This window comes from Xanthomonas sp. SHU 199, from assembly GCF_000364665.1.
In the GTDB taxonomy this organism is placed as follows: Bacteria; Pseudomonadota; Gammaproteobacteria; order Xanthomonadales; family Xanthomonadaceae; genus Xanthomonas_A; species Xanthomonas_A sontii.
On the sequence record NZ_AQOI01000149.1, the window covers coordinates 1 to 21,465 of the forward strand.

General features: G+C 69.1%; 13 protein-coding genes. 3 read left to right on the forward strand and 10 right to left on the reverse strand.

Annotated features, from left to right (window positions below; translation table 11 throughout):
• Positions 1-192: 192 nt before the first annotated feature.
• From D183_RS0106830 to D183_RS0106855, 6 genes are all read right to left on the reverse strand, one after another.
• A complete protein-coding gene (locus D183_RS0106830; RefSeq protein WP_017908349.1) occupies positions 193-1,296 on the reverse strand; it encodes a glycerophosphodiester phosphodiesterase family protein in 1,104 nt (367 codons plus the stop codon).
• Between the two features lie 479 nt (positions 1,297-1,775).
• Positions 1,776-3,212, reverse strand: coding sequence for a coniferyl aldehyde dehydrogenase (locus tag D183_RS0106835; RefSeq protein ID WP_017908350.1), 1,437 nt, complete (start codon positions 3,210-3,212; stop codon positions 1,776-1,778).
• Positions 3,213-3,421: 209 nt separating this feature from the next.
• Positions 3,422-4,111, reverse strand: coding sequence for a pyrimidine 5'-nucleotidase (gene yjjG, locus D183_RS0106840; protein ID WP_017908351.1), 690 nt, complete (start codon positions 4,109-4,111; stop codon positions 3,422-3,424).
• A 122-nt stretch (positions 4,112-4,233) separates the two neighbouring features.
• Complete coding sequence (locus D183_RS0106845; RefSeq protein WP_017908352.1) at positions 4,234-5,964, reverse strand: cation acetate symporter; 1,731 nt, start codon at positions 5,962-5,964, stop codon at positions 4,234-4,236.
• Positions 5,961-6,278: a DUF485 domain-containing protein gene (locus tag D183_RS0106850; RefSeq protein ID WP_017908353.1), complete on the reverse strand. Its 318-nt coding sequence runs from the start codon at positions 6,276-6,278 to the stop codon at positions 5,961-5,963. The genes D183_RS0106845 and D183_RS0106850 overlap by 4 nt, the downstream gene beginning before the upstream one ends.
• A 32-nt stretch (positions 6,279-6,310) precedes the next feature.
• Entirely contained in the window at positions 6,311-7,720 is a 1,410-nt protein-coding gene (locus D183_RS0106855; protein WP_017908354.1) for a DcaP family trimeric outer membrane transporter, read from the reverse strand.
• Positions 7,721-7,935: 215 nt separating this feature from the next.
• Between D183_RS0106855 and acs the strand changes: the two genes are divergently transcribed.
• The 3 genes from acs (at position 7,936) to mntP (ending at position 11,878) form a co-directional block, all read left to right on the forward strand.
• Positions 7,936-9,879 carry an acetate--CoA ligase gene (gene acs, locus D183_RS0106860; protein WP_017908355.1) on the forward strand — a complete coding sequence of 648 codons (1,944 nt, stop codon included), beginning with the start codon at positions 7,936-7,938 and terminating at the stop codon, positions 9,877-9,879.
• 136 nt (positions 9,880-10,015) lie between these two features.
• Positions 10,016-10,681 (forward strand): response regulator transcription factor, encoded by a 666-nt coding sequence (locus D183_RS0106865; RefSeq protein ID WP_010342764.1) that lies wholly within the window; start codon positions 10,016-10,018, stop codon positions 10,679-10,681.
• Between the two features lie 621 nt (positions 10,682-11,302).
• A complete protein-coding gene (gene mntP / locus D183_RS0106870; protein ID WP_017908356.1) occupies positions 11,303-11,878 on the forward strand; it encodes a manganese efflux pump MntP in 576 nt (191 codons plus the stop codon).
• Between the two features lie 92 nt (positions 11,879-11,970).
• On the opposite strand, the gene D183_RS0106875 is transcribed toward mntP, so the two are convergent.
• The 4 genes from D183_RS0106875 to D183_RS0106890 all read right to left on the reverse strand — a co-directional run bounded on the left by D183_RS0106875 (position 11,971) and on the right by D183_RS0106890 (position 21,102).
• Positions 11,971-12,558 carry a 2OG-Fe(II) oxygenase family protein gene (locus D183_RS0106875; RefSeq protein ID WP_026144261.1) on the reverse strand — a complete coding sequence of 196 codons (588 nt, stop codon included), beginning with the start codon at positions 12,556-12,558 and terminating at the stop codon, positions 11,971-11,973.
• A gap of 99 nt (positions 12,559-12,657) precedes the next feature.
• On the reverse strand, positions 12,658-15,369 hold the full coding sequence (locus tag D183_RS0106880) for a TonB-dependent receptor (RefSeq protein WP_017908358.1): 2,712 nt from the start codon (positions 15,367-15,369) through the stop codon (positions 12,658-12,660).
• A 322-nt stretch (positions 15,370-15,691) separates the two neighbouring features.
• The gene (locus D183_RS0106885; RefSeq protein ID WP_017908359.1) at positions 15,692-17,548 is read right to left on the reverse strand and encodes a sulfotransferase; all 1,857 of its coding nucleotides are present in this window, start codon (positions 17,546-17,548) and stop codon (positions 15,692-15,694) included.
• A gap of 122 nt (positions 17,549-17,670) precedes the next feature.
• Positions 17,671-21,102, reverse strand: coding sequence for a hybrid sensor histidine kinase/response regulator (locus D183_RS0106890; RefSeq protein WP_017908360.1), 3,432 nt, complete (start codon positions 21,100-21,102; stop codon positions 17,671-17,673).
• Positions 21,103-21,465 lie beyond the last annotated feature (363 nt).

Sequence of the window (21,465 nt, forward strand, 5' to 3'; positions counted from 1 at the left end):
GGCGGGGGCCGGCGCGGCCAGGGCGGCGAACGCGGCCAGCGCGCAGGTGGCCAAGGTGATGGACCTGGCCACGGCGGATTTGGCGAAAGACAGGGACATGCGCTTCTCCAGGAGAGGGCGGCGCGCGACGCAGAAGCGCCGCAGCCGCAAAAGGCGGCCGACCGCAGGCCGGCCGCCAGGACATGCAAGGACTCAGTCGTGCTTGCCGCGTGCCTTCAGGTACGCGATCGCCGCCTTCGGGTCGTCGGTGGTGATCAGGCTGAATGCCTCCTGGTTGACGATGAAGTTGAGATCGCCCCGGTTGTCGGCGGTGTCGCGGCCGCCGGAGTAGGAGAAGTACAGGTCCGACAGCTGATAGCAGCAGGCGCCGCTGTTCTGGTAGAACTTCCCGGCCAGCGGGCTGTCCGGAATCGCCTGGAACACGCCCACGCGCACGCCGCGCTCGCGCACGCGGTCGGCCTGGCCCTGCAGCAGGCCACCGAGCTGCTTGACGTTGATCTCCATCGCCTCCTTGGTATCGCTCCAGGCCGATATGGCGTTGTCGACATTGATCTTGGTCAGCATGTTGGTGGTGAACACCGGAATGCCGACCATGCTGGTGGTGTCGGCGCGGAACGCCGAGCGGCTCGGATACAGGGTGGCATTGACCTTGGCGGCGACGAAGTTGGACGCACCCACCGAGAACGCGGCGTCGGCCGCGCGCGACACCGCACGCACCGAGGCGGCGTCCTTGATGTCGAACACGATGGGCGTCTTCAGGCCATGCGCTTTGAAGTAGGAGAACAGGTCATCCACGCGCGGCACGTGGTAGCCGGTGGTGGTACGGCGATCGGGGGTCAGCAGGAACAGGCCGCTGACCACCGACCACGGGGTCACGGTGATCGACGGGTTGTAGCCCTGGTTGCTCATCGGGTCGTACTTGGTTTCGCCGGCACGGCTGGTCCACACGTTGGTGGTGCGGCCGAGGTTCCAGTCGTGCAGCACCACCGGCACGCCGTCGCTGGTCATCTTGATGTCCAATTCCACGCCGTCCATGCACTGGTCGTTGGCGAGCTGCAACGCACCGCGCGAGTTTTCCGGCATGTCGGGGAAGTTGCCGTACTTGCCCCACAGACCGCGGTGGGCCAGCACGACGGTGTCGCCGCTGCTGTCGCCGAACAGGATGTTGCTCATCTTGGTGCCGACGGTGTCGTTGCAGTTGGCCATGGCCAGCTGCGGCACGACGGCCAGGACCGTCAGGGCGGCGAGCACGCGACAGGCGCGCGCCAGGGGCGAGGGAACGAATGCGATCTTCATTGGGCTGCGTCCGGTTCTGAAGGAAAGGGGGAGACACGGGGGACGAGCGCCGGTCAGGTCGACGCATGGCGGCATCTCGTGTGTTGCGCTCCACGCGGACGTCTCGCGCAGGAGCCTGAGCCGCCGTGATCGGCGGCGGCGTCGGGCGAGAACCTAATAACTTACTGTGAATTATTTATTTCCGGGCTGCGACCCCGTGCTGGACTGTGGACTACGCCGCGATTTGCTGCAGTCTGAGTCGCACTGCTTCCCGGTGACGGGGCTGCGGACACGGCCCAGGCGTGGACCACGCGTGCGAGGCCACGGGGCGTGGCGCCACATCGGAGGCTTCGCCGGTCGCGGCCGAGGCAGGCCTTGTACGAGCGGCTTCAGCCGCGACGCTCTACCGGTAATGCTTCTTCGCGGCTGAAGCCGCGCCTGCACGCAGGCGCCCTATCGCCACGCCATGCACCCGCATCTGGACGTCGGCTATGCCCCGCTCACCGCACCAGGAACGAGAGCATGCGCGCGATCCGCGCGTACGGCGGCTTCAGCAGGTCGCTGCCGGCGCGGCGCGACTGCCACAGGATCGGCAGCGCCTTGCTGAAGGCGTCGAAGCCGGCGCGGCCGTGGTAGGCGCCCATGCCGCTGGGGCCGATGCCGCCGAAGGGCAGCGCGTTGGCGGCGAAATGCAGCAGGCTGTCGTTGACGGTGACCCCGCCGGCGATGGTGGCATGCAGGATCGTCTCGATCCGCGCGCGGTCATGGCTGAAGGGATACAGCGCCAGCGGCCGGTCGCGGCTGTTGATCTCGGCGATGGCCGCGTCCAGGGAGCGGTAGCTGCGCACCGGCAGGATCGGGCCGAAGATCTCCTCCTGCATCAGCAGCGCGTCGTCGCCCGGCTGCAGCACCAGCGTGGGCACGATCAGCCGCTCGCGCTCGGCGCGTTCGCGCGCCACCGTGGCCAGTTCGATGACCTCCAGGCCGCGCGCGCGGGCATCGTCCAGGTAGCCGCGCAGGCGCCGGTACTGGCCGGCGTTGACGATGCGGGTGTAGTCCTCGGCGCTGGCGAAATCGCCGTAGCGCGCCAGCACCTGCGCACGCAGCGCCTGCACCAGCGCCGCCTCGCGGCCGGCGTCGATCAGCACGTAGTCCGGGGCGATGCAGGTCTGCCCGGCGTTGAACCACTTGCCGGTGGCCAGGCGCGCGGCGGCCTGGTCCAGCGGGTAGTCGGCGCAGACGATGGCCGGCGACTTGCCGCCCAGTTCCAGGGTCAGCGGGGTCAGGTTGGGGGCGGCGGCGGCCATCACCTTGCGCCCGACCGCGGTGGAGCCGGTGAACACCAGGTGGTCCAGCGGCAACGCCGCGAACGCCGACGCCACCTCGGCCCCGCCCAGCGCCACCGCCACCCGCTGCGGCGGGAACACCTCGGCCAGCAGCGACTGCAGGAACTGCGCGCTGCGCGGGGTGTGCTCGGAGGGTTTCAGGTAGACGTGGTTGCCGGCGGCGATCGCGGTGGCTAGCGGGATCAGCGCCAGGTTGACCGGGTAGTTCCACGGCGCGATCACCCCGACCACGCCGACCGGCACCGGCCGCACTTCCGCACGCGCCGGCCACAGCCGCCAGCCGGCGCCGACCCGCTGCGGGCGCATCCAGCGCTTCAGATGGCGCAGCAGGTGATCGATCTCGCCGAGCACGGTCATGCCGTCGGCGATCAGCGATTCGTGGCGCGAGCGGTGGCCGAAATCGGCGGCGATGGCATCGGCCATCTCCGGCAACCGCCGCTTCAGCGCCGCGCGCAGCCGCAGCAGGTCCTCGCGGCGCTGCGCCCGCTCCGGCTTGGCCGACTGCCAGACCGCGCGCAGGCGCTGCAGGGTGACTGGCAGGGCGGCCAGTGGCGTGTCGGTGGAAGCGGCATCGGCAACGGAGGTCGGCATGGGCGCACTATACGACGGCGGCTGCGACTGTCGTGCGTGCCCATGTGGATGGGCAGCATGCCGCCGCGATCTCGGATCCGACAGTCGGTCGCGTCGGGAATGAAGTCCCTCCCACGAGGGACGCGCCGGCATCGCCGCGAACTGAAGTTTCCACCTGTGGGAGGGACTTCAGTCCCGACCCGATGGCGCCAGGCACGCGAGCAGATGTGCTACAGCGCCGCCGGCTCCTCCAGCAACCACGCCTGCAACTGCGCCAGCGAGGCGACCTGGTGGTGCGGCACGATGCCCTCCGGCGCGGCGGCGCCGTGCGCATTGAACCAACAGGTATGCAGGCCCGCGGCCAGGCCGCCGGCGATGTCCGCCTGCGGGTTGTCGCCGACCATCAGCACCTGCGCCGGCGGTGGGTCGCCGAGCTGCGCCAGCGCGTGCGCGAAGATCCCCGGGTGCGGCTTGGCCACGCCCACCACCTCGGAAATGGCGATGACTTCGAAGCGGTCGTGCAGCCCGGTACGCTGCAGGCGCGCGTTCTGCAGCGCGCCGAAGCCGTTGGTGACCAGGCCCAGGCGCGCGCGCCCACGCAAGGCGTCGAGCAGGTCCACCGCTCCGTCCAGCGGCGCACACAGCTCGGCCATCGCCGCCAGGAACGCCGTGTTCAAGGTCTCCGGCGCGGTCTGCAGGCGCTGCGCCCAGTCGGCGAAACGGCGCTGCTGCAATTGCAGCGCGGTGATCGCGCCGTTCTGGTACTGCACCCACAGCGGCCGGTTGCACGCCGTGTACTCGGCGAACTCGGCTTCGCCGAACTGCACGCCGTAGCCGGCGAACATGCGCTGCAGGCCGGCGAAGGCATCGAAGTGAAACAGGGTGTCGTCAGCGTCGAACAGGATCCAGCGGTAGCGCATGCGTTGGCACGACGGAGGCAGCGGGCGCTCATGGTAACGCCGCCTCATTGCACAGACGACGACGCCGGCCCGAAGGCCGGCGGCGCGTGCGGCGTTGGCCGCGTCCTGCTAGGCGCGCGCGCTCAGTGCCCCGACCCGCGCGAGGCGCCCAGCCCGGTCTCGGCGCGGATCTGCTGCGCCTTGAACGCGGCGCGTTCCTTGCCGGCCTGCGCGCTGCGGTCCAGCACCGAGAACAGCCAGATGCCGACGAAGCCGATGGTGACCGAGAACAGCGCCGGCGAGGTGTACGGGAACGGCGCCGAACCGGTCGGGTTGCCCAGCGTGTCCACCCACACCGACGGCGACAGCACCGTCAGCACCAGCGAGGAGATCAGGCCCAGGAAACCGCCGATCACCGCACCGCGGGTGGTGCAGTTCTTCCACAGCAACGACAGGATCAGCACCGGGAAGTTGGCCGAGGCGGCGATGGCGAAGGCCAGCGACACCATGAAAGCCACGTTCTGCTTCTCGAACACGATGCCCAGCAGCACCGCGATCACGCCCAGCGCGATGGTGGTGACGCGCGACACCTTCAGCTCCGAGCCCGGGGCGGGATTGCCCTTCTTGATCACCGTGGCGTACAGGTCGTGGGACACCGCCGAGGCGCCGGACAGGGTCAGGCCGGCGACCACCGCCAGGATGGTGGCGAAGGCCACCGCGGAGATGAAGCCCATGAACACGTTGCCGCCCACCGCGTTGCCGACCAGCACCGCCGCCATGTTGGCCGCGCCCTTGCCGCCGTGGATGGTGCCGGTGGCGACGTCGGCGAACTGCGGGTTGGTCAACACCAGGGCGATGGCGCCGAAGCCGATGATGAAGATCAGGATGTAGAAGTAGCCGATCCAGGTGGTGGCCCACAGCACAGACTTGCGCGCCTGCTTGGCGTCGGGGACGGTGAAGAAGCGCATCAGGATGTGCGGCAGGCCGGCGGTGCCGAACATCAGCGCCATGCCGAAGGAGATCGCCGAGATCGGATCCTTGACGAAGCCGCCCGGGCCCATGATCGACAGGCCGGCAGTGGCTGCCTCTTCCGGCGAGGCGCCGCCGTTGGCCGCCACCGCGGTCTTCACCCGCACGCCCTCGGCGAACAGCGCCTCGAAGCTGAAGTTGAAGTGCCACATGATCGCCACGGCCATGAAGGTCACGCCGGTCAGCAGCAACACCGCCTTGATGATCTGCACCCAGGTGGTGGCGGTCATGCCGCCGAACAGCACGTAGACCATCATCAGCACGCCGACCAGACTCACCGCCACCCAGTAGTCCAGGCCGAACAGCAGCTTGATCAGCGCGCCGGCGCCGACCATCTGCGCGATCAGGTAGAACAGCACCACCACCAGCGTGCCGGAGGCGGCGAAGCTGCGGATCGCGGTCGGTGCGAAGCGGTAGCCGGCCACGTCGGCAAAGGTGTACTTGCCGAGGTTGCGCAGGCGCTCGGCCATCAGGAAGGTCAGGATCGGCCAGCCGACCAGGAAGCCGATGGCGTAGATCAGGCCGTCGTAGCCGTTGGTCATCACCGCCGCGGTGATGCCCAGGAACGAGGCCGCCGACATGTAGTCGCCGGCGATCGCCAGGCCGTTCTGGAAGCCGGTGATGCCGCCGCCGGCGGTGTAGAAGTCCGACGCCGAGCGGGTCTTCTTCGCCGCCCACTTGGTGATCCACAGCGTGCCGGCGACGAAGAAGGCGAACATGCCGATCGCCACCCAGTTGGTCGGCTGCTTGTCGGTCTGGCCGACATCGCCGCCGGCGGCCAGGGCCACGCCGGCCGGCAGCAGCGCGGCCAGCAGCAGCAGAAGGAAGCGCAGGTGCTTGCTCATTGGCGGGCGTCCTCGAGGATGTCGGCGGTCAGCTGGTCGTACACGGTGTTGGCGCGACGCACGTAGATCGCGGTGATGGCGATGGTGAAGACCATCACCCCGATCGCGATCGGGATGCCGATGGTGGTGACGCCGCTGCCCATCGGCTGGGCCAGGAACGCCTTGTCGAAGGCGATCAGGCCGATGAAGCCGAAGTAGGCCAGCAACATCAGGATGGTCAGCGTCCAGCCCAGCGCGTTGCGCTGGCGCTTGAGCGCGTGGTACTTCGGATTGGCGTCGATCTTGGCGATCAGCGCGTCGTTGGAGAGGCTCATGAGATGGCTCCGGTAAGTGGCCGCGGCGCGGATCAGAAGCTGTACTTGGTGGTGAACTGCAGGCGGGTGATGTCGCCCTTGGCGCCGCTTTCGATCTCGCGCTTGCCGTACATCAGCTCGGCGCCGATATCGACCTTGGGCAACGGCGAGTAGAAGACGTTGCCGCGGATGCTCTGCACGCTTTTGGTCACGGCCAGGCCGGTGCGCGCGGTGTCGTTGTCGTAGTCGCTGCGCGCGTAGATCAGGTTGGTGCGCAGCTTGGGTGAGAAGGCGTGGCGCCAGCCGACATAGCCGGCGACCACCCCGACCGTGTCCAGGTCGCGGTCGGCGGCGTCGTACACCGCGTTCTGGGCGATACCCAGGCCGATGTAGCGGCCGATGCCTTCGCCGCCGGTGAGCTGGTAGAACAGGCTGTCGCTGTCGCTGGCCACCCACTTGCCGCCCAGGGTCAGGCCGCCGGAGGCCTTGCTGGCATCGGCGCCGGTGGCACGGTTGTCGACCTTCTGCTGGCCGACCACGCCGGCCACGCCGAAGCTGCCCCAGTCGCCCTTCCAGCCGTAGCGCACGGTCAGGTCCGGCAGCGCGCCGCGGTCGGAACTGGCGGTGCTGACCACGCCGGCCACGCTGCGCGTGTACAGCGTGGTTTCCGGGTTCTCCAGGGCGATGCTGAAGCCGCCGTTGGTGTAGCGCAGCTGCGCCTGGCGCACGAACACCACGCCGTCGGTGGGGCCGATGAAGTCGGCCGCTTCCGGCAGCGCCGCCGGATCCATGAAGTTGGACCAGGTCTGGCCGGCCAGCCAGTGGTTCCAGTACATGTAGGCGTGGCGCAGGGTGGCGCCGTAGGTGTTGGTGGCGGTCTGGGTGCCCAATGCATTGCCGAAGAAATCCAGTTCCACCAGCGCGCCGGCCTTGTTGCCGCCTTCGGTCACGCTGTCCACGCCGAAGTTGATCCGCGAGAACTTGGCGTGGGCGTTGTAGTCGGTGCCGGACTTGGCCCCGCCCACCGGGGTCTGCCCGGGCAGGTACAGCGCGCGGCCGGTGGCGTCGTCGGCGAGCTGGCCGTCGCCGGTGCGGGTGGCCAGGAAGTCGGCCTTGATGAAGCCGCCCACCTTGAAGGTGGTGCCGGGCGTGGCCCCCGGGGTGATGGTGGTGACCTGGATCGGCGCCTTGCCGGCCGGCGGCGCCGGGGGCGGCGGCGGCGCGGCCTGGGTCGAGCGGACCGCGGCGACCTCGGTCTGGGTCTGCGCGATCTGCCCCTGCTGCTGTTGCTGCGCGGACAGCAGTTGCTGCACCTGCCGTTCCAGCTCGGCCACGCGGGTCTCCAGCGCCTGTTCGCGCGCCGACGGTTTGCCTTGGGCGAAGGCCGCGCCGGGCGCGACCAAGGCCACCAATAGCGCGGCCGCCAACGGGCGACGCGCCAGGGATGCGATGCGGTTGCTCATTACTCCCTCCCGAATAATGGATGGCCGCACGCATGCGCACGGCCTTAGCCCAGCGTGCGCGACCGCACCGGCCGCGCCTATTGGCCATTAGTCGAACGTCGGCTGAGTTACGACCATCGTCTAAGGCCCGGCGCGTGTGCGCTTAACGCCGGATGCGGCACACTGCGCGTTGACGCGCCGCCGCATGCGGCGCCCCGTTCATTGCAGAGGGAACCATGGCCGATCTCTATCCCGTCGATCCGCAGTTCGCCGCCCGTGCGCGGGTCGACAAAACCCAGTACCAGACCCAGTACAAGGAATCGGTGGAACAGCCGGAGGCGTTCTGGGGCAAGGTGGCCGAGCGCCTGGACTGGTTCAAGAAGCCGACCCGGATCAAGGACGTCAGCTTCGCCCTGGACGACTTCCATATCCGCTGGTTCGACGACGGCGAACTCAACGCCAGCGTCAATTGCCTGGACCGGCAGCTGGCCACCCGCAGCGACAAGACCGCGCTGCTGTTCGAGCCGGACAGCCCGGACGCGCCGTCCTACCGCGTTACCTATCGCGAGCTGTACGAGCGCGTGTGCCGGCTCGGCAACGCGCTGCGCGCGCTTGGCGTGCGCAAGGGCGACCGCGTCACCATCTACCTGCCGATGATCCCCGATGCCGCGGTGGCGATGCTGGCCTGCGCGCGCATCGGCGCGATCCACTCGGTGGTGTTCGGCGGCTTCGCGCCCAACTCGATCGCCGACCGGGTGATCGACTGCGGCAGCAAGCTGATCATCACCGCCGACGAAGGCCTGCGCGGCGGCAAGAAGATCCCGCTCAAGGCCAACGTCGACGCGGCGCTGAAGCTGCCCGGCACCACCAGCGTGGAGACCGTGCTGGTGGTACGCCACACCGGCGGCGCGGTGGACATGCAGGCCCCGCGCGACCGCTGGTTCCACGACGTGGTCGACACCCAGCCGGCCGAGTGCGAACCCGAGCGCATGAACGCCGAGGACCCGCTGTTCATCCTCTACACCTCCGGCTCCACCGGCAAGCCCAAGGGCGTGCTGCACACCACCGCCGGCTACCTGCTGTACGCGGCCTACACCCACGAGACCGTGTTCGACCTGCGCGAGGACGACATCTACTGGTGCACCGCCGACGTCGGCTGGGTCACCGGCCACAGCTACATCGTCTACGGGCCGCTGGCCAACGGCGCCACCGCGCTGATGTTCGAAGGCGTGCCCAACTACCCGAGCGTGTCGCGCTTCTGGGAAGTCATCGACAAGCACCAGGTGACGATCTTCTACACCGCCCCGACCGCGATCCGCGCGCTGATGCGCGAGGGCGAGGCGCCGGTGAAGAAGACCGCGCGCAAAAGCCTGCGCCTGCTCGGCAGCGTCGGCGAGCCGATCAATCCCGAAGCCTGGCGCTGGTACTACGACGTGGTCGGCGACGGCCGCTGCCCGATCGTGGACACCTGGTGGCAGACCGAGACCGGCGGCATCCTGATCACCCCGCTGGCCGGCGCCATCGACCTCAAGCCCGGCTCGGCGACGCTGCCGTTCTTCGGCGTGCAGCCGGCGCTGGTCAGCGCCGACGGCGAGATCCTGGAAGGCGCCACCGAGGGCAACCTGGTGCTGCGCGATTCCTGGCCGGGACAGATGCGCACCGTCTACGGCGACCACCAGCGCTTCATCGACACCTATTTCCGCACCTACCCGGGCAGCTACTTCACCGGCGACGGCTGCCGCCGCGATGCCGACGGCTACTACTGGATCACCGGCCGCGTCGACGACGTCATCAACGTCTCCGGCCACCGCATCGGCACCGCCGAAGTGGAGAGCGCGCTGGTATCCCATCCCAAGGTCGCCGAAGCGGCGGTGGTCGGCTTCCCGCACGACATCAAGGGCCAGGGCATCTACGCCTACGTGACCCTGGTCGCCGAGGAGCAACCGAGCGAGGCCCTGCACAAGGAACTGGTGGCCTGGGTACGCAAGGAGATCGGCCCGATCGCCGCTCCGGACCACCTGCAGTGGGCGCCCGGCCTGCCCAAGACCCGCTCGGGCAAGATCATGCGCCGCATCCTGCGCAAGATCGCCGAGAACGCCCCCGACCAGCTCGGCGACACCTCGACCCTGGCCGATCCGTCGGTGGTGGATTCGTTGGTGAACGAACGGCTCACGCGCTGACGCGCGTCGGGAATGGGGAATCGAGAATGGGGAATGGGAAAAGCCGTTCCCCGTCGCTTCGCCATCTTGGGCACCCGACGTTCCGCTTTTGCCGTTCCCATTCCCTACTCCCGATTCCCCACTCCCGGCCTCACCCATGCCCACCCTGCTGATCGCCGACGACCATCCCCTGTTCCGCGAGGCGCTGCGTGGGGCGGTGCAGCGGGTGATGCCCGGGGTGCAGTTGTACGAGGCCGACAGCGTCGAGGCGTTGTACGCGCTGGCCGATCGCCATGCCGATGCCGATCTGCTGCTGATGGATCTCAACATGCCCGGCGCGCAGGGCTTCAGCGCGCTGGTGCACATGCGCGCGCTGCATCCGCAGTTGCCGGTGGTGGTGGTGTCCGCGCGCGAGGAGCCGACGGTGATGCGGCGCGCGCTGGACCACGGCGCGTTCGGCTTCATCCCCAAGTCGGCCGACTCGGACACCATCGGCCTGGCCCTGGGCACGGTGCTGGACGGCGAACACTGGGCGCCGCCGGAAGCGCACAACGTGCCGCCCACCGACCGCGCCGAGCGCGAGGTCGGGCAGCGCCTGCGCGAACTGACGCCGCAGCAGTTCCGGGTGCTGCAGATGCTCGGCGCCGGCAGCCTCAACAAGCAGATCGCCTACGACCTGGGCGTGTCCGAGGCCACGATCAAGGCGCACGTCACCGCGATCCTGCGCAAGCTCGGCGTCACCAACCGCACCCAGGCGGTGCTGCTGGCCGGCAAGCTGGCCATCGACAGCGACGCCATCGTGCTGCCGCCGGAAGAGGACTGAGCCGCGGCAACGCCTGTCGAAGGCGCGAGCGGAGCGGATGCGGCGCGTGCGCGTCCGCTGCCCATGCCTACACGGCGCGCTGGCTACCTCCTTGTGGGAGGGACTTCAGTCCCGACGCGCTGAACGCTGAGCGCCAGTCGCTGCCTTGGGCGCGGCGGAAGCCACCCCACGCAGCGGCGATGCATCGGTAGCTGCATGTGGGGAACAGCGGACACATCCGTGGCGCTGTCCTGAAGGAGCGCGCACATTCTCCCGCTCACGCTCTACGGCCGAGCGCCACCACAGGCAACAGCATGGGTGCAGAGGCGAGCATCCTCGACGTCTCCAGCGCGCTGCCGTACCGGTGCAGAGCCACCGTCGATATAGCCGCAGCTATCAAGATAAGCTGCAGGTTCGCGTGCGTTCCAGGGATGTTCGCCGCAGTTGGGCGCTGTTAGACTGCGCGTCCCCTTGGGGAGTAGCCTGCTGTCCGACCTGTGCGGACAGCGCCCGTATCAACAGACTCGGCCGATGCGCCGTGGTACGGGCAGCCAGTTCGGTTGGCGAGACCAGCGGCGAGTGCGCAAGGCGAAGGCCGGGCGCGCGCGCTCGTCGTTGTCGCCTGTCCCGGTACGGTCCCCCATGTCGTTTCTTTCGATTCTCCTGCTCGGCATCGCGATGTCGACCGACGCGTTCGCCGCCGCCGTCGGCAAGGGCGCGGCGATGCAACGCCCACGCTGGGCCGACGCGCTGCGTGCCGGCCTGATCTTCGGCTGCATCGAGGCACTGACCCCGGCACTGGGCTGGGTGCTCGGCCAGGCCGCATCCAAGTACGTGGTCGCCTTCGATCACTGGATCGCCTTCGGCCTGCTCGGCGCACTGGGCGTGCACATGATCGTCGCCGGCCTCAAGCCGGAGTCCGACACGCCCGAGGAGGCCGCGCCCAAGCGCCACGGCTTCTGGAACCTGGCCGCCACCGGCTTCGCCACCAGCATCGACGCGATGGCGGTGGGCGTCGGCCTGGCCTTCCTCGACGTGAACATCGTCGAGGTCGCGGCGATCATCGGCCTGTGCACGCTGACCATGGTCACCCTGGGCATCATGCTCGGCCGCGCGCTGGGCGCGCTCGCCGGCAAGCGCGCGGAGATCGTCGGCGGCGCGCTGCTGATCGCGATCGGCAGCACCATCCTGTTCGAACATCTGCATGGTGCAGGTTGATCGACGGGGCGCTGGTGCGGCCGGGATTGAGGATTCGGAATTGGGGATGTGCGGCGACGTGCGCGCCCATCCCACACTGACGGCGCCTTGGATCAAGCCGGCTTGGCGGTGAATTCGAGATAGGTGGACAGGATGTACTTGTCGCCGCTGCGCGGCGGCAGGCCGGCATGCAGGAACATCCAGTACGGCGGGAAGACCAGCAGGCGGCCGGCGCGCGGCGCGATCTCCAGGTCCAGGTCGAGGAAGCGGGTGTGCCCGCCCTCGGCCACGTCGTTGAGATACCACAGGAACACCAGGTAGCGCCCGGTCTCCGCGTCGCAGGCGTCGAAGTGCGGCTGGAAGCGTTCGCCGGCATCGGCGCGGTAGCGCTTGATCCGCAGGTCGGCCAGGCGTGGGCGCCACGGTACTTCGGCGGTCAGCCCGAGATCGGCGTTGTAGCGCGCCAGTCCCGCACGCACCTGCTCGATGAAGAAGCCCTGGAATGCGGGATCGGCAAGACGGCTGACGTTGAGCTCGGTCCAGGCGCTGTCGTCCAGCCCGGCGCGCTGGCCGGCACCATTGCGGTTGTGCTGAGCGGAGGTCTGTTCGAATTGCGCGATCAGCTGCGCGCAGAAGCCCGGCTCCAGCGCCGCGTCGTAGACGCGGACGTAGTGACGCAGGTCGGTGTGGTTCATTCCCATCGGTACCGTTGGCCCCCATAGCAAAACGGCGCGCCCGCATGGACGCGCCGTGTCGCATGCTTCGGTGCCGCCCGCACAGGCGGGCGGCACCGGCTCCACTCAGAAGCGGTAGGTGGCCCGCATCCAGTAGTAGCGGCCGAGCGTGTCGTAGGTGCTCACGTCGGTGTTCGCGTTCAACACGTTGTTCTGGTACATCATCGGCGGCTGCTTGTTGGTCAGGTTGTCCACGCCCAGATCCAGGCGCAGGTTGGCCCCGGCCATGTCGTAGCCCACCTGCAGGTTGTGGTACATGTAGCTGCCGTAGTCCAGCACCACGCCCTTGAACGCCGCATCGGCGGACATGTTCTGGCTCAGGTCGCCACTGCCGACCTGCATCTTGCCGATCCAGCGCGTGGTCCAGCTCGCGTCCCAGTTGCCCAGCTTCCAGCCGAGCAGGGCATGCGCGCGCCAGTGCGCGTAGTTGCCGTAGGACGAGTTGTAGCGGCCGGCCATGTGCACCACCGTGTCCCCGGTGTCGATGTCGTAGCGGTGCAGGTAGGTGCTGTCCACGGCCAGGGTGAACTTGCCGTAGTCGGTGTCGGGCAGCGCATAGCTCGCGCCCAGGTCGATGCCCTGGGTGTTGAGCTTGCCGATGTTGACCACCGGCGTCTGGATGTAGTCGATGTTGCCGGCGCTGACGCTACCCGCCGGATAGCGGTGGATGTAGCTGCAGTACGGGCTGTTGTTGTCGTTGTAGCAGAGGTCGGCCACGGTCTGCGCGGAGATCGGCTGGATCAGGTCGTTGAGCTTGACCTTCCACCAGTCGAGGTTGACCGACAGGCCTGGCACGTACTCGGGGCTGTAGACCAGGCCGTAGTCGAACGAGGTGCCCTTCTCCGGCTTGAGCTGGTAGCCGACGTACGTGGCGCCGGACTTGATCGCGTTGGTCTGCGACAGGCCCGAACCGGTCCAGCCGGCCGGCACGCCGGCGCAGGCATTGGCGTTGCCGCTACCGCTGTAGCCGATGCACGGGTCGACGAAGTTCGGCGAGTCGGCGGTCGGGCCCTGGTAGATGTCGGTGATGGTCGGCGCACGGAACACCTGCGCCGCGGTACCGCGCACCATCAGGTCGTGGATCGGCCGCCACTCCACCTGGAACGAGGCGCTGTTGTTGCCCGAGCGCACGCTGCTGTAGTCGGAATAGCGATCGCTCAAGGTCAGGTTGAGCGCGCCGATCGGCGAGGACTGCTCCAGCACCGGCATGAACAGCTGCGCATAGGCTTCCTTGACGTTGAAGCTACCGCTCAGCGGCGAGGCGCAGGCCTCGGAGGAAATGGCGCAGGTGTTGTCGCTGTTGATCAGCGCGTTGGCCGACACCGAGGAGCTCAGGCTCTCCTTGCGGTAGAGCACGCCCACCGCCAGCTGCGCGGCGCCGGCCGGCATCTCCCACAGGCTGCCGTTGGCGCTGGCTTCCCACTGCCGCATGATCGTGGTGGTTTCCTGGCGCGGGATCGACTCGTTGCTCTTCAGCCAGGCGACCGTGTTGGCGTTGCCTTGGTCGAAGATGTTGACCTGCCCGCTGTTGATCGCGTTCTGCAGCGCGGCGTAGTCGACGTAGCCGTGGCTCCAGTTGCGCTGGCGGTAGTGGCCGTAGTTGAAATTGGCGTCCCACACCCAGCTGCTGTCGCCGATGCCGCCCTTCAGGCCGATCACGTCCTGGTCGGTGGCGGTGTCGTAGAAGCCTTCGCGCTGACCGAGCGAGTTGAAGCGGGTACGCAGTTCGTAGCCGTTGGGGCCGAACTCCACGCCGAACGGGTTGTACGGGTTGTTGGCGGCGATGGTGATGCCGTCGTTCTGCGCGTCGAACGGCAGCGGCGCGATCGCGAAGTTGGACATGGTGTGGTTGTGGTAGGCGTTGACGTACGCCTGCATCGAGTCGGTGATGTTGAAGCTGCCGAGCACGAAGCCGCCGACACGCTGCTGCGGGGTCAGCAACAGGTTCTCCGCCTGGTAGTTGTAGGCGTCGGCCGACGAGCTGTAGCACTTGTAGCCGCCGCTGCCGTTGCTGGTCAGCGCACCGTTGGCGCTGCAGCCGTTGGCCGCCAGGGTCGCCGCCGGCAGCTTGTAGTAGCCGGTCGGCGTGCGGCTGGAACCGCCCTTGTAGACGCTGCCGCTGGACAGGTACATCGCGTACTTGGAGAACGCGCGGTTGGCGGTGGAGACGTCCTTCTGCTTGTTGTAGTCCAGGCCGACCACCACGTTGCCGCGGTCCCAGGTCTTGCCGAAGGTGAAGCTGCCGCCCTGGCGCGCGCCGTCGCCGCGGCTGGTCTGGCCGTAGTTGGCCGAGACTTCGCCGCCTTCGAAGTTCTTGCGCAGGATGAAGTTGACCACGCCGCCGATGGCGTCGGAGCCGTACATCGCCGAGGCGCCGACCTTCAGCACTTCGACATGGTCGATCATGTTGGCCGGGATCGAGTTGACGTCGTTGTTCTGGATGCGGTGGCCGTCGATCAGGATCAGCGTGCGCTCGTCGCCGAGGCCGCGCAGCGAGATGGTCGAGGCGCCATCGCCGCCGCCGTTGTTGACCTGCGGGTTGGTCGCGGCACCGGCGATGCCGGGCAGTGCCTGCAGCAGATCGCCCAGGGTCTGCTTGCCGCTCTGCTGGATCTGCTGGCGATCGACCACGGCGACCGGACTGGCGGTCTCCACATCCACGCGGCGCACCAGCGAACCGGTGACGGTGAGCTTGTCCAGGGTCACCGGCGCGTCGCCGGACGCGGACGCCGCCGGCGTGGCGCTCTGCGCATAGAGCGTGGCGGGAAGCGTCGCCATGGCCAGGCAAACGGCGTGAGCGAGTCTGTTCTTTGCTACGGACATCGGGAAGACCTCATGTGATGTGCGACAAGCGCCGGCTGCACGCAGGCGCGAACCATCCCGGGCGCGGAAACGCGCGGCGGGTGAAATGGATGCCTCGGGCCAGCGGTCCATTACAGGACCGTCAGGCACTTGTTAGTTTTTTATAAGAAGGGTGTTGTTTCGGTGTGCCAACGTGCGCCATCACCTGACAAAAACACCGCTTCAAGCGCGGTACAGCGCACGCTGCGTTGTTGCCGTTCAACCGGCAGACGGGAACGGTTCAGACAACACGCAACGCTCAGTCGACGCGGTAGTCCCAGCGTCGCAGGAACGGCTGCAGCACCGGCAGTACCGGCGCGAAGGCGTCGCGATAGGCGTGCCAGCGGTCCAGGGCCTTGCGGTTGATGCCCTCCACCACCTGCGCGTAGCTGGGCGTGCTGATGAAGCCCTTGGCGCGCGCGTGGCGCTGGAAGTCGAGCAACCGCTCCGGCTGCTGCAGCCGCAGGAACTGTCCCAGGCGCGCCACCTGCACCTGCGGATCGGCCACCAGGTCCTCGTAGCGCAGCTCCAGCGCACGCGGCTGCAGCAAGGCGGCGTGGTAGAGCCAGAACTCCATCGCGTCGGCATAGCCGCGCGCCAGCCGCGGCAGGCTGGCACACAGCAGGGCGAACGCCGGCGAGCGGAATGCCTGCATGTAGCAGCTCAGCAGCACGTCGCAGGGGTGGCGCAGCGCCAGGATCACCGGCGCCTCCGGGAACAGGCGCCGGATCAGCGGCAGGCGCAGCAAGTTCAACGGATTCTTGTCGACCAGGCGCTGGCCCGGCTGCAGCTGCACCACCCCGCGCACCGCCTGCCAGTACTCGGCGCGCAGCGCGTCACAGGCGGCATCGTCGAGCTCGCCCAGTCCGTCCGGCCAGGCCACGCCGCGCGCCTCCAGGCGGTCGGCCAGTCCCTGCAGGAACGGCCGCTCGTCCATCGCCACCAACTGCGGGTGGGCGTCGAGCATCTGTTCCAGCAAGGTGGTACCCGAGCGCGGGAAGCCGACCACGAAGATCGGCGAGTCGGCCATGGCCGGCGCGGTCACCGGCCGCGCCGCGGCATGGCGTGCCGGATCCCAGCGGGCCTGCGCGACCGGCAATGGCGGTGCGTCCGCCGCCGCCAGCTCCGGCACCAGCGCGGCCAGGCCCTCGACCTGGCCGGCATGGCCCTGCGCGCAGGCATGCAGCGCTTCGTCGTGAAGGCCGAGGCGGTCGCAGACCCGCGCCAGGGCGAAGAACAGGTTGCTCTGCTTGCGCCGGTCGACCGCACTGCCATCGGCCAACAGCCCGCGCAGCAGCGCATGCGCCTGCTGCCAGTGGCCCTCGCGCATGGCCAGTACCGCCAGCGCATTGCTGGCGTCCTGGCGCACGTCCGGGTCGTCGATGCGCTCCGGCGGCGGCAGCTGCGCGGCGGCCTCGCGCGCCTGCGGCAGGCGGTTGGCGCGCTCGAGCACCAGCACCAGCCGCGACCAGGCGCGCGCTGGTTGCGCCATCGGTCCCTCGGCACAGGCGCGCAGCAGGTCGCAGGCGGTGTCGGTCTCGCCGCCCTGCGACAGCAGCCAGGCCAGTTCCACGGTGGTGTCCGGATCCAGCGGCGGCCACTGCCGCCAGCCGGCGATCAGCGCCTGCACGCGCTGGAAGTCGCCGCACTCATGGCAGGCCATCGCCGCGTGCACGCACAGCGGCGGCGCCTGCGGCGCCAGCGCGTGGGCATCGAGCAGGTGTTCGCGGGCCGCGGCGTAATCGCCGGCGTGCATCGCCAGCAGGCCGAGGTTGTGGTGCGGCAGCGGATCGTCCGGCGCCAGCGCGCGGGCGCGAAGATAGGCCTCGGCGGCCGGGCCGGGGTCGCCGGCTTCGCGCAGTGCCGTGCCCAGGTTGTTCCAGTGCGCGACCTCGTGCGGCTCGCGCTCGGCCAGCCTGCGGTACACCGCAGCGGCCGGCGCCGGCTGGCCCTGCATCTGCAGGCTCATCGCCAGCAGACTGCTGGCCAGGACATCGTCGGGGCGCTGCCGCAGGTAGGCGCGGGCACCGCGTTCGAGGGTCTGCGCCTGGCCGGCCTCCAGCGCCGCCAGCAGGTCCGGGAGCGGGGGGATCGCGGTGTCGTCCAGGGAGGTCATGCGCAGGCGGGTCGTGGGCGGCCCACCACCTTAGCCGCCCGCCCGCGCCGTGCGCCACGCCGGTCGCGCCGACGGCTGCCACATACCCCATACATTGCCGTTACGAAGCCGCGCGACCGCTCCTAGATCGGGTCGTGGTAGGCGGTGAGGAAGGCGCGCAGCGAGGCCGGCTTGACCGGCTTGGTCAGCAGCCGGTAGCCGCGTTCGCGGGCCTGCAGCTTCAGTTCGTCGCGGCCGTCGGCGGTGAGCAGCGCGCCGGCCACCGGCCCCGGCATCGCCGCGCGCAGCGCATCCAGGGTCTCCAGGCCGTCGAGCCGGTCGTGCAGGTGGTAATCGACCAGCATCACCTGCGGCGCGCACGCGGCCTGCGCGAGCGCCTCGTCGACGGTGCTCGCGCAGATCACCTCCACCTGCCAACGGCCGAGTAGCGCGCGCATGCCGTCGAGGATTTCCTGATCGTTGTCCACGCACAGCACGCGCAGCCCGGCCAGCGAATCGGCCGCGGCCGCTGCGCGTGGCGCGCGTTGCAGCGCCTGCGGCGGGGGCGCCGCCCGCGGCACGGTGATGGAGAACATGCTGCCGTGGCCGACGCGGCTGCGCGCATCCAGGTCGTGACCGAGCAGGCGCGAGATGCGCTGGCAGATCGACAGGCCCAGGCCCAGCCCCTGCTCGCCCCAGTCGAACGGCTGCTGGTAGCGCTGGAACTCGTCGAAGATCTGCTGCATGTGGTGCGGCGGGATGCCGGGGCCGGTGTCCCAGACCTGCAGTTCCAACGCCGCGCCGCGGCGGCGCATGCCCAGCACGATGCGGCCCTGGCGGGTGTAGCGCAGCGCGTTGGCGAGGAAGTTCTGCAGCACCCGGCGCAGCAGCCGGCGATCGCTGCGCACCCACAGCGGGCGCGCGTACACGTGCAGGCGCAGGCCGCGGCCGGCGGCGATCGGGCTGTACTGCGCGGCCAGTTCGCGCAGCAGCAGGCCGGCATCGACGTCCTCGATGGTCGGGCGCAGGCCGCCGGCATCCAGCCGCGACACGTCGAGCAGGCCGTCGAGCAGTTCCTCGGCCGCGCGCAACGAAGCATCCACGCGTTCGGCCAGATGCCGCTGCTCCTCGCTCTGGTGCGCATCGCGCAGGGCCGAGGCGAACAGGCGCGCGGCGTTGAGCGGCTGCAGCACGTCGTGGCTGATCGCGGCCAGGAAGCGGGTCTTGGATTGCTGCGCCAGTTCGGCCTCGCGCGAGCGCTCGGCCACGCGCTGCTCCAGGGTCTCGTTGGCCTCGAGCAGCGCCTGCTCGGCGCGCTTGTAGTCGGTGATGTCGTTGTAGCTGGTGACATAGCCGCCGCCGGGCAGCGGCTGGCCGCGCATCTCGATCACCTTGCCGTCGCTGCGGGTGCGTTCGAACACGTGCGGGGTGCCGGCGCGCATGTGCGCGATGCGGCGGGCGATCTGGTCCTCCACCTGGCCGCCGCCGAGTTCGCCGCGCTCGGCGTTGTAGCGGATCAGGTCGGCGACCGGGCGGCCGACGTAGAGCATGCCGTCGGGATAGCCGAACATCTGCTGGTAGCGGCGATTCCACGCGGTCAGGCGCATCGCCGGATCCACCACGCTGACCCCGGCGCTGATGTTCTCCAGCGTGGTGGAGAGGATCTCGCGGTTGAAGCGCAGTTCCTGCCCGGCCTCGTCGAGCACCGCCACCACCTCGCCCAGGTCCATGCCCGAGCCGCGCAGCAGGCTGGTCAGGACCAGACGCGCGGAGGCCGCACCGATCGAAGCGGCGAGCAGGCGCTCGGTGAACTGCACCCAGACGCGGTCGGCCACCGCAGTGGGCTGCGGCTCGCGGCCGAGCAGTTGCGCCTGCTCGGCGAAGGCGCGGCGGGCGTGGCGCTCGCCGACCATGCGCTCGGCCAGCGCCTGCAGGTCGACCACGCGCACCTGCCCGAGCCAGTCGCCGGCCACTGCCGGGCGCTGCGAGTACGGCTCCAGGAACGGCGCGGCGCGCAGGCGCTCGTCCAGGCCCGGGCGCCAGCGCGCCGACACCAGCATCATCGTGCCGACGTTGACCAGCAGCGACCAGAACGTGCCGTGCGCCAGCGGGTCCCAGCCGCTCATGCCGAACAGCTGCTGCGGGCGCAGCCAGGAGATGCCGAACGGCCCGTCCAGCAGCCACGCCGGCGCCAGCCAGCCGGCCTGGGTCAGCGCCGGCAGCAGCAGGGTGTAGATCCAGGTGGCGAAGCCCAGCACCATGCCGGTCTCCACGCCCTTGCGGCTGGCGCCGCGCCAGTACAGGCCGCCGATCACGCCCGGCGCGAACTGCGCCACCGCGGCGAAGGCCATCAGGCCGTAGGACGCCAGCGTCGTGTCGTTGCTGCTGCTGCGGTAATAGCCGTAGGCGATCAGCGCCAGCAGCAGGATCGCCAGGCGGCGGATCCACAGCACCTTCGAGGCCACGTCGGCACCGGCCGCCTGGTGCCCGCGGCGGCGCAGCAGCACCGGCATCACCAGGTCGTTGCTGATCATCGTCGCCAGCGCGATGCTGGAGACGATGACCATGCCGGTGGCGGCGGAGAACCCGCCCACGTAGGCGACCAGCGCCAGCGCGGTGCGGCTTTCGGCCAGCGGCAGCGCCAGCACGATGCTGTCGTCGGCCACGTCGCCGCCGCCGAACAGCGCGATGCCGGCGGCTGCGATCGGCACCACCATCGCCGAGATCAGCACCAGGTACAGGCCGAACAGCCAGCGCGCCTTGCGGATGTCGCCGACGTCGCTGCACTCCACTACCGCCACGTGGAACTGCCGTGGCAGGCACACCAGCGCCAGGAAGCTGAGCAGGGTCTGCGAGATGAAGCCCACCGGCGGGGTGTTCTGGAACAGCGTGCGTGCCGACGCCATCACCTGGCCACCGTCGCGCACGGACAGCCACACGTAGGCGAACACGCCCACCGCCACCATCGCCAGCAGCTTCACCACCGACTCCAGCGCGATCGCCAGCATCATGCCGTGGTGGTGCTCGGTGGCATCGACCTGGCGGGTGCCGAACAGCGTGGCGAACAGCGCCATGCCCAAGGCCACGTACAGCGCCGGATCTGCATAGAACGGCGCACCGGCGCTGGACTGGCTGCTGAGCACCTGCAGGCTCATCGCCACCGCCTTGTACTGCAGCGCCAGGTACGGCACCACGCCGACCAGCGCGATCACCGCCACCAGCGCGGCCAGGCGCCGCGAGCGGCCGTAGCGCGAGGAAATGAAATCGGCGATGGACACGGTGTTCTCGCTGCGCGCGATCAGCGCCAGGCGCTCGACGATGCGCCAGCCGAACAGCAGCATCAGCAGCGGGCCCAGGTAGATCGGCAGGTAGCCGGCGCCGTTGCGCACCGCGCTGCCGACCGCGCCGTAGAACGTCCACGACGAGCAGTACACGGCCAGCGCCAGGCTGTACACCGCCGGCCGCAGCCACGGCCGCTCCGGATACAGCGGACGGCGGTCGCCCCACCACGCCACCGCGAACAGCAGCGCCGCATAGCCGACCGACACCAGCAGCAGGATCCAACTGGAAACCAAAGGTGAGCCCCCACGATGATGCGTGCAGTCTAGAGGGTGGGATGCGTTTCGGCGTAGTCGGGAGTTCGGGGCTCGCTGCGTCTCGCTTGGGCTGCGCGTGCACCGGGCTGGGCGCCGCGAGGCAGGTGCGGCGGCGGCTGCCCATACACGTAACCGCGCTTCCCTTGGCAGGCATACCCCAGGCTTTGCTTCTGCTATTTCTTTGCTGTTGATTTATGGGGTCCCTCGGCGCGGCAGCCACGGCGGGGTGTGCATGACCAGCCTTCAGCTGTGGAAAGCGCTTCTTTTGGTTTTTCTTTAGCAGAAGCAAAGCTTTCGCCTTACGGAGAGTTACTTTTCTTTGCTCGCGCAAAGAAAAGTAAC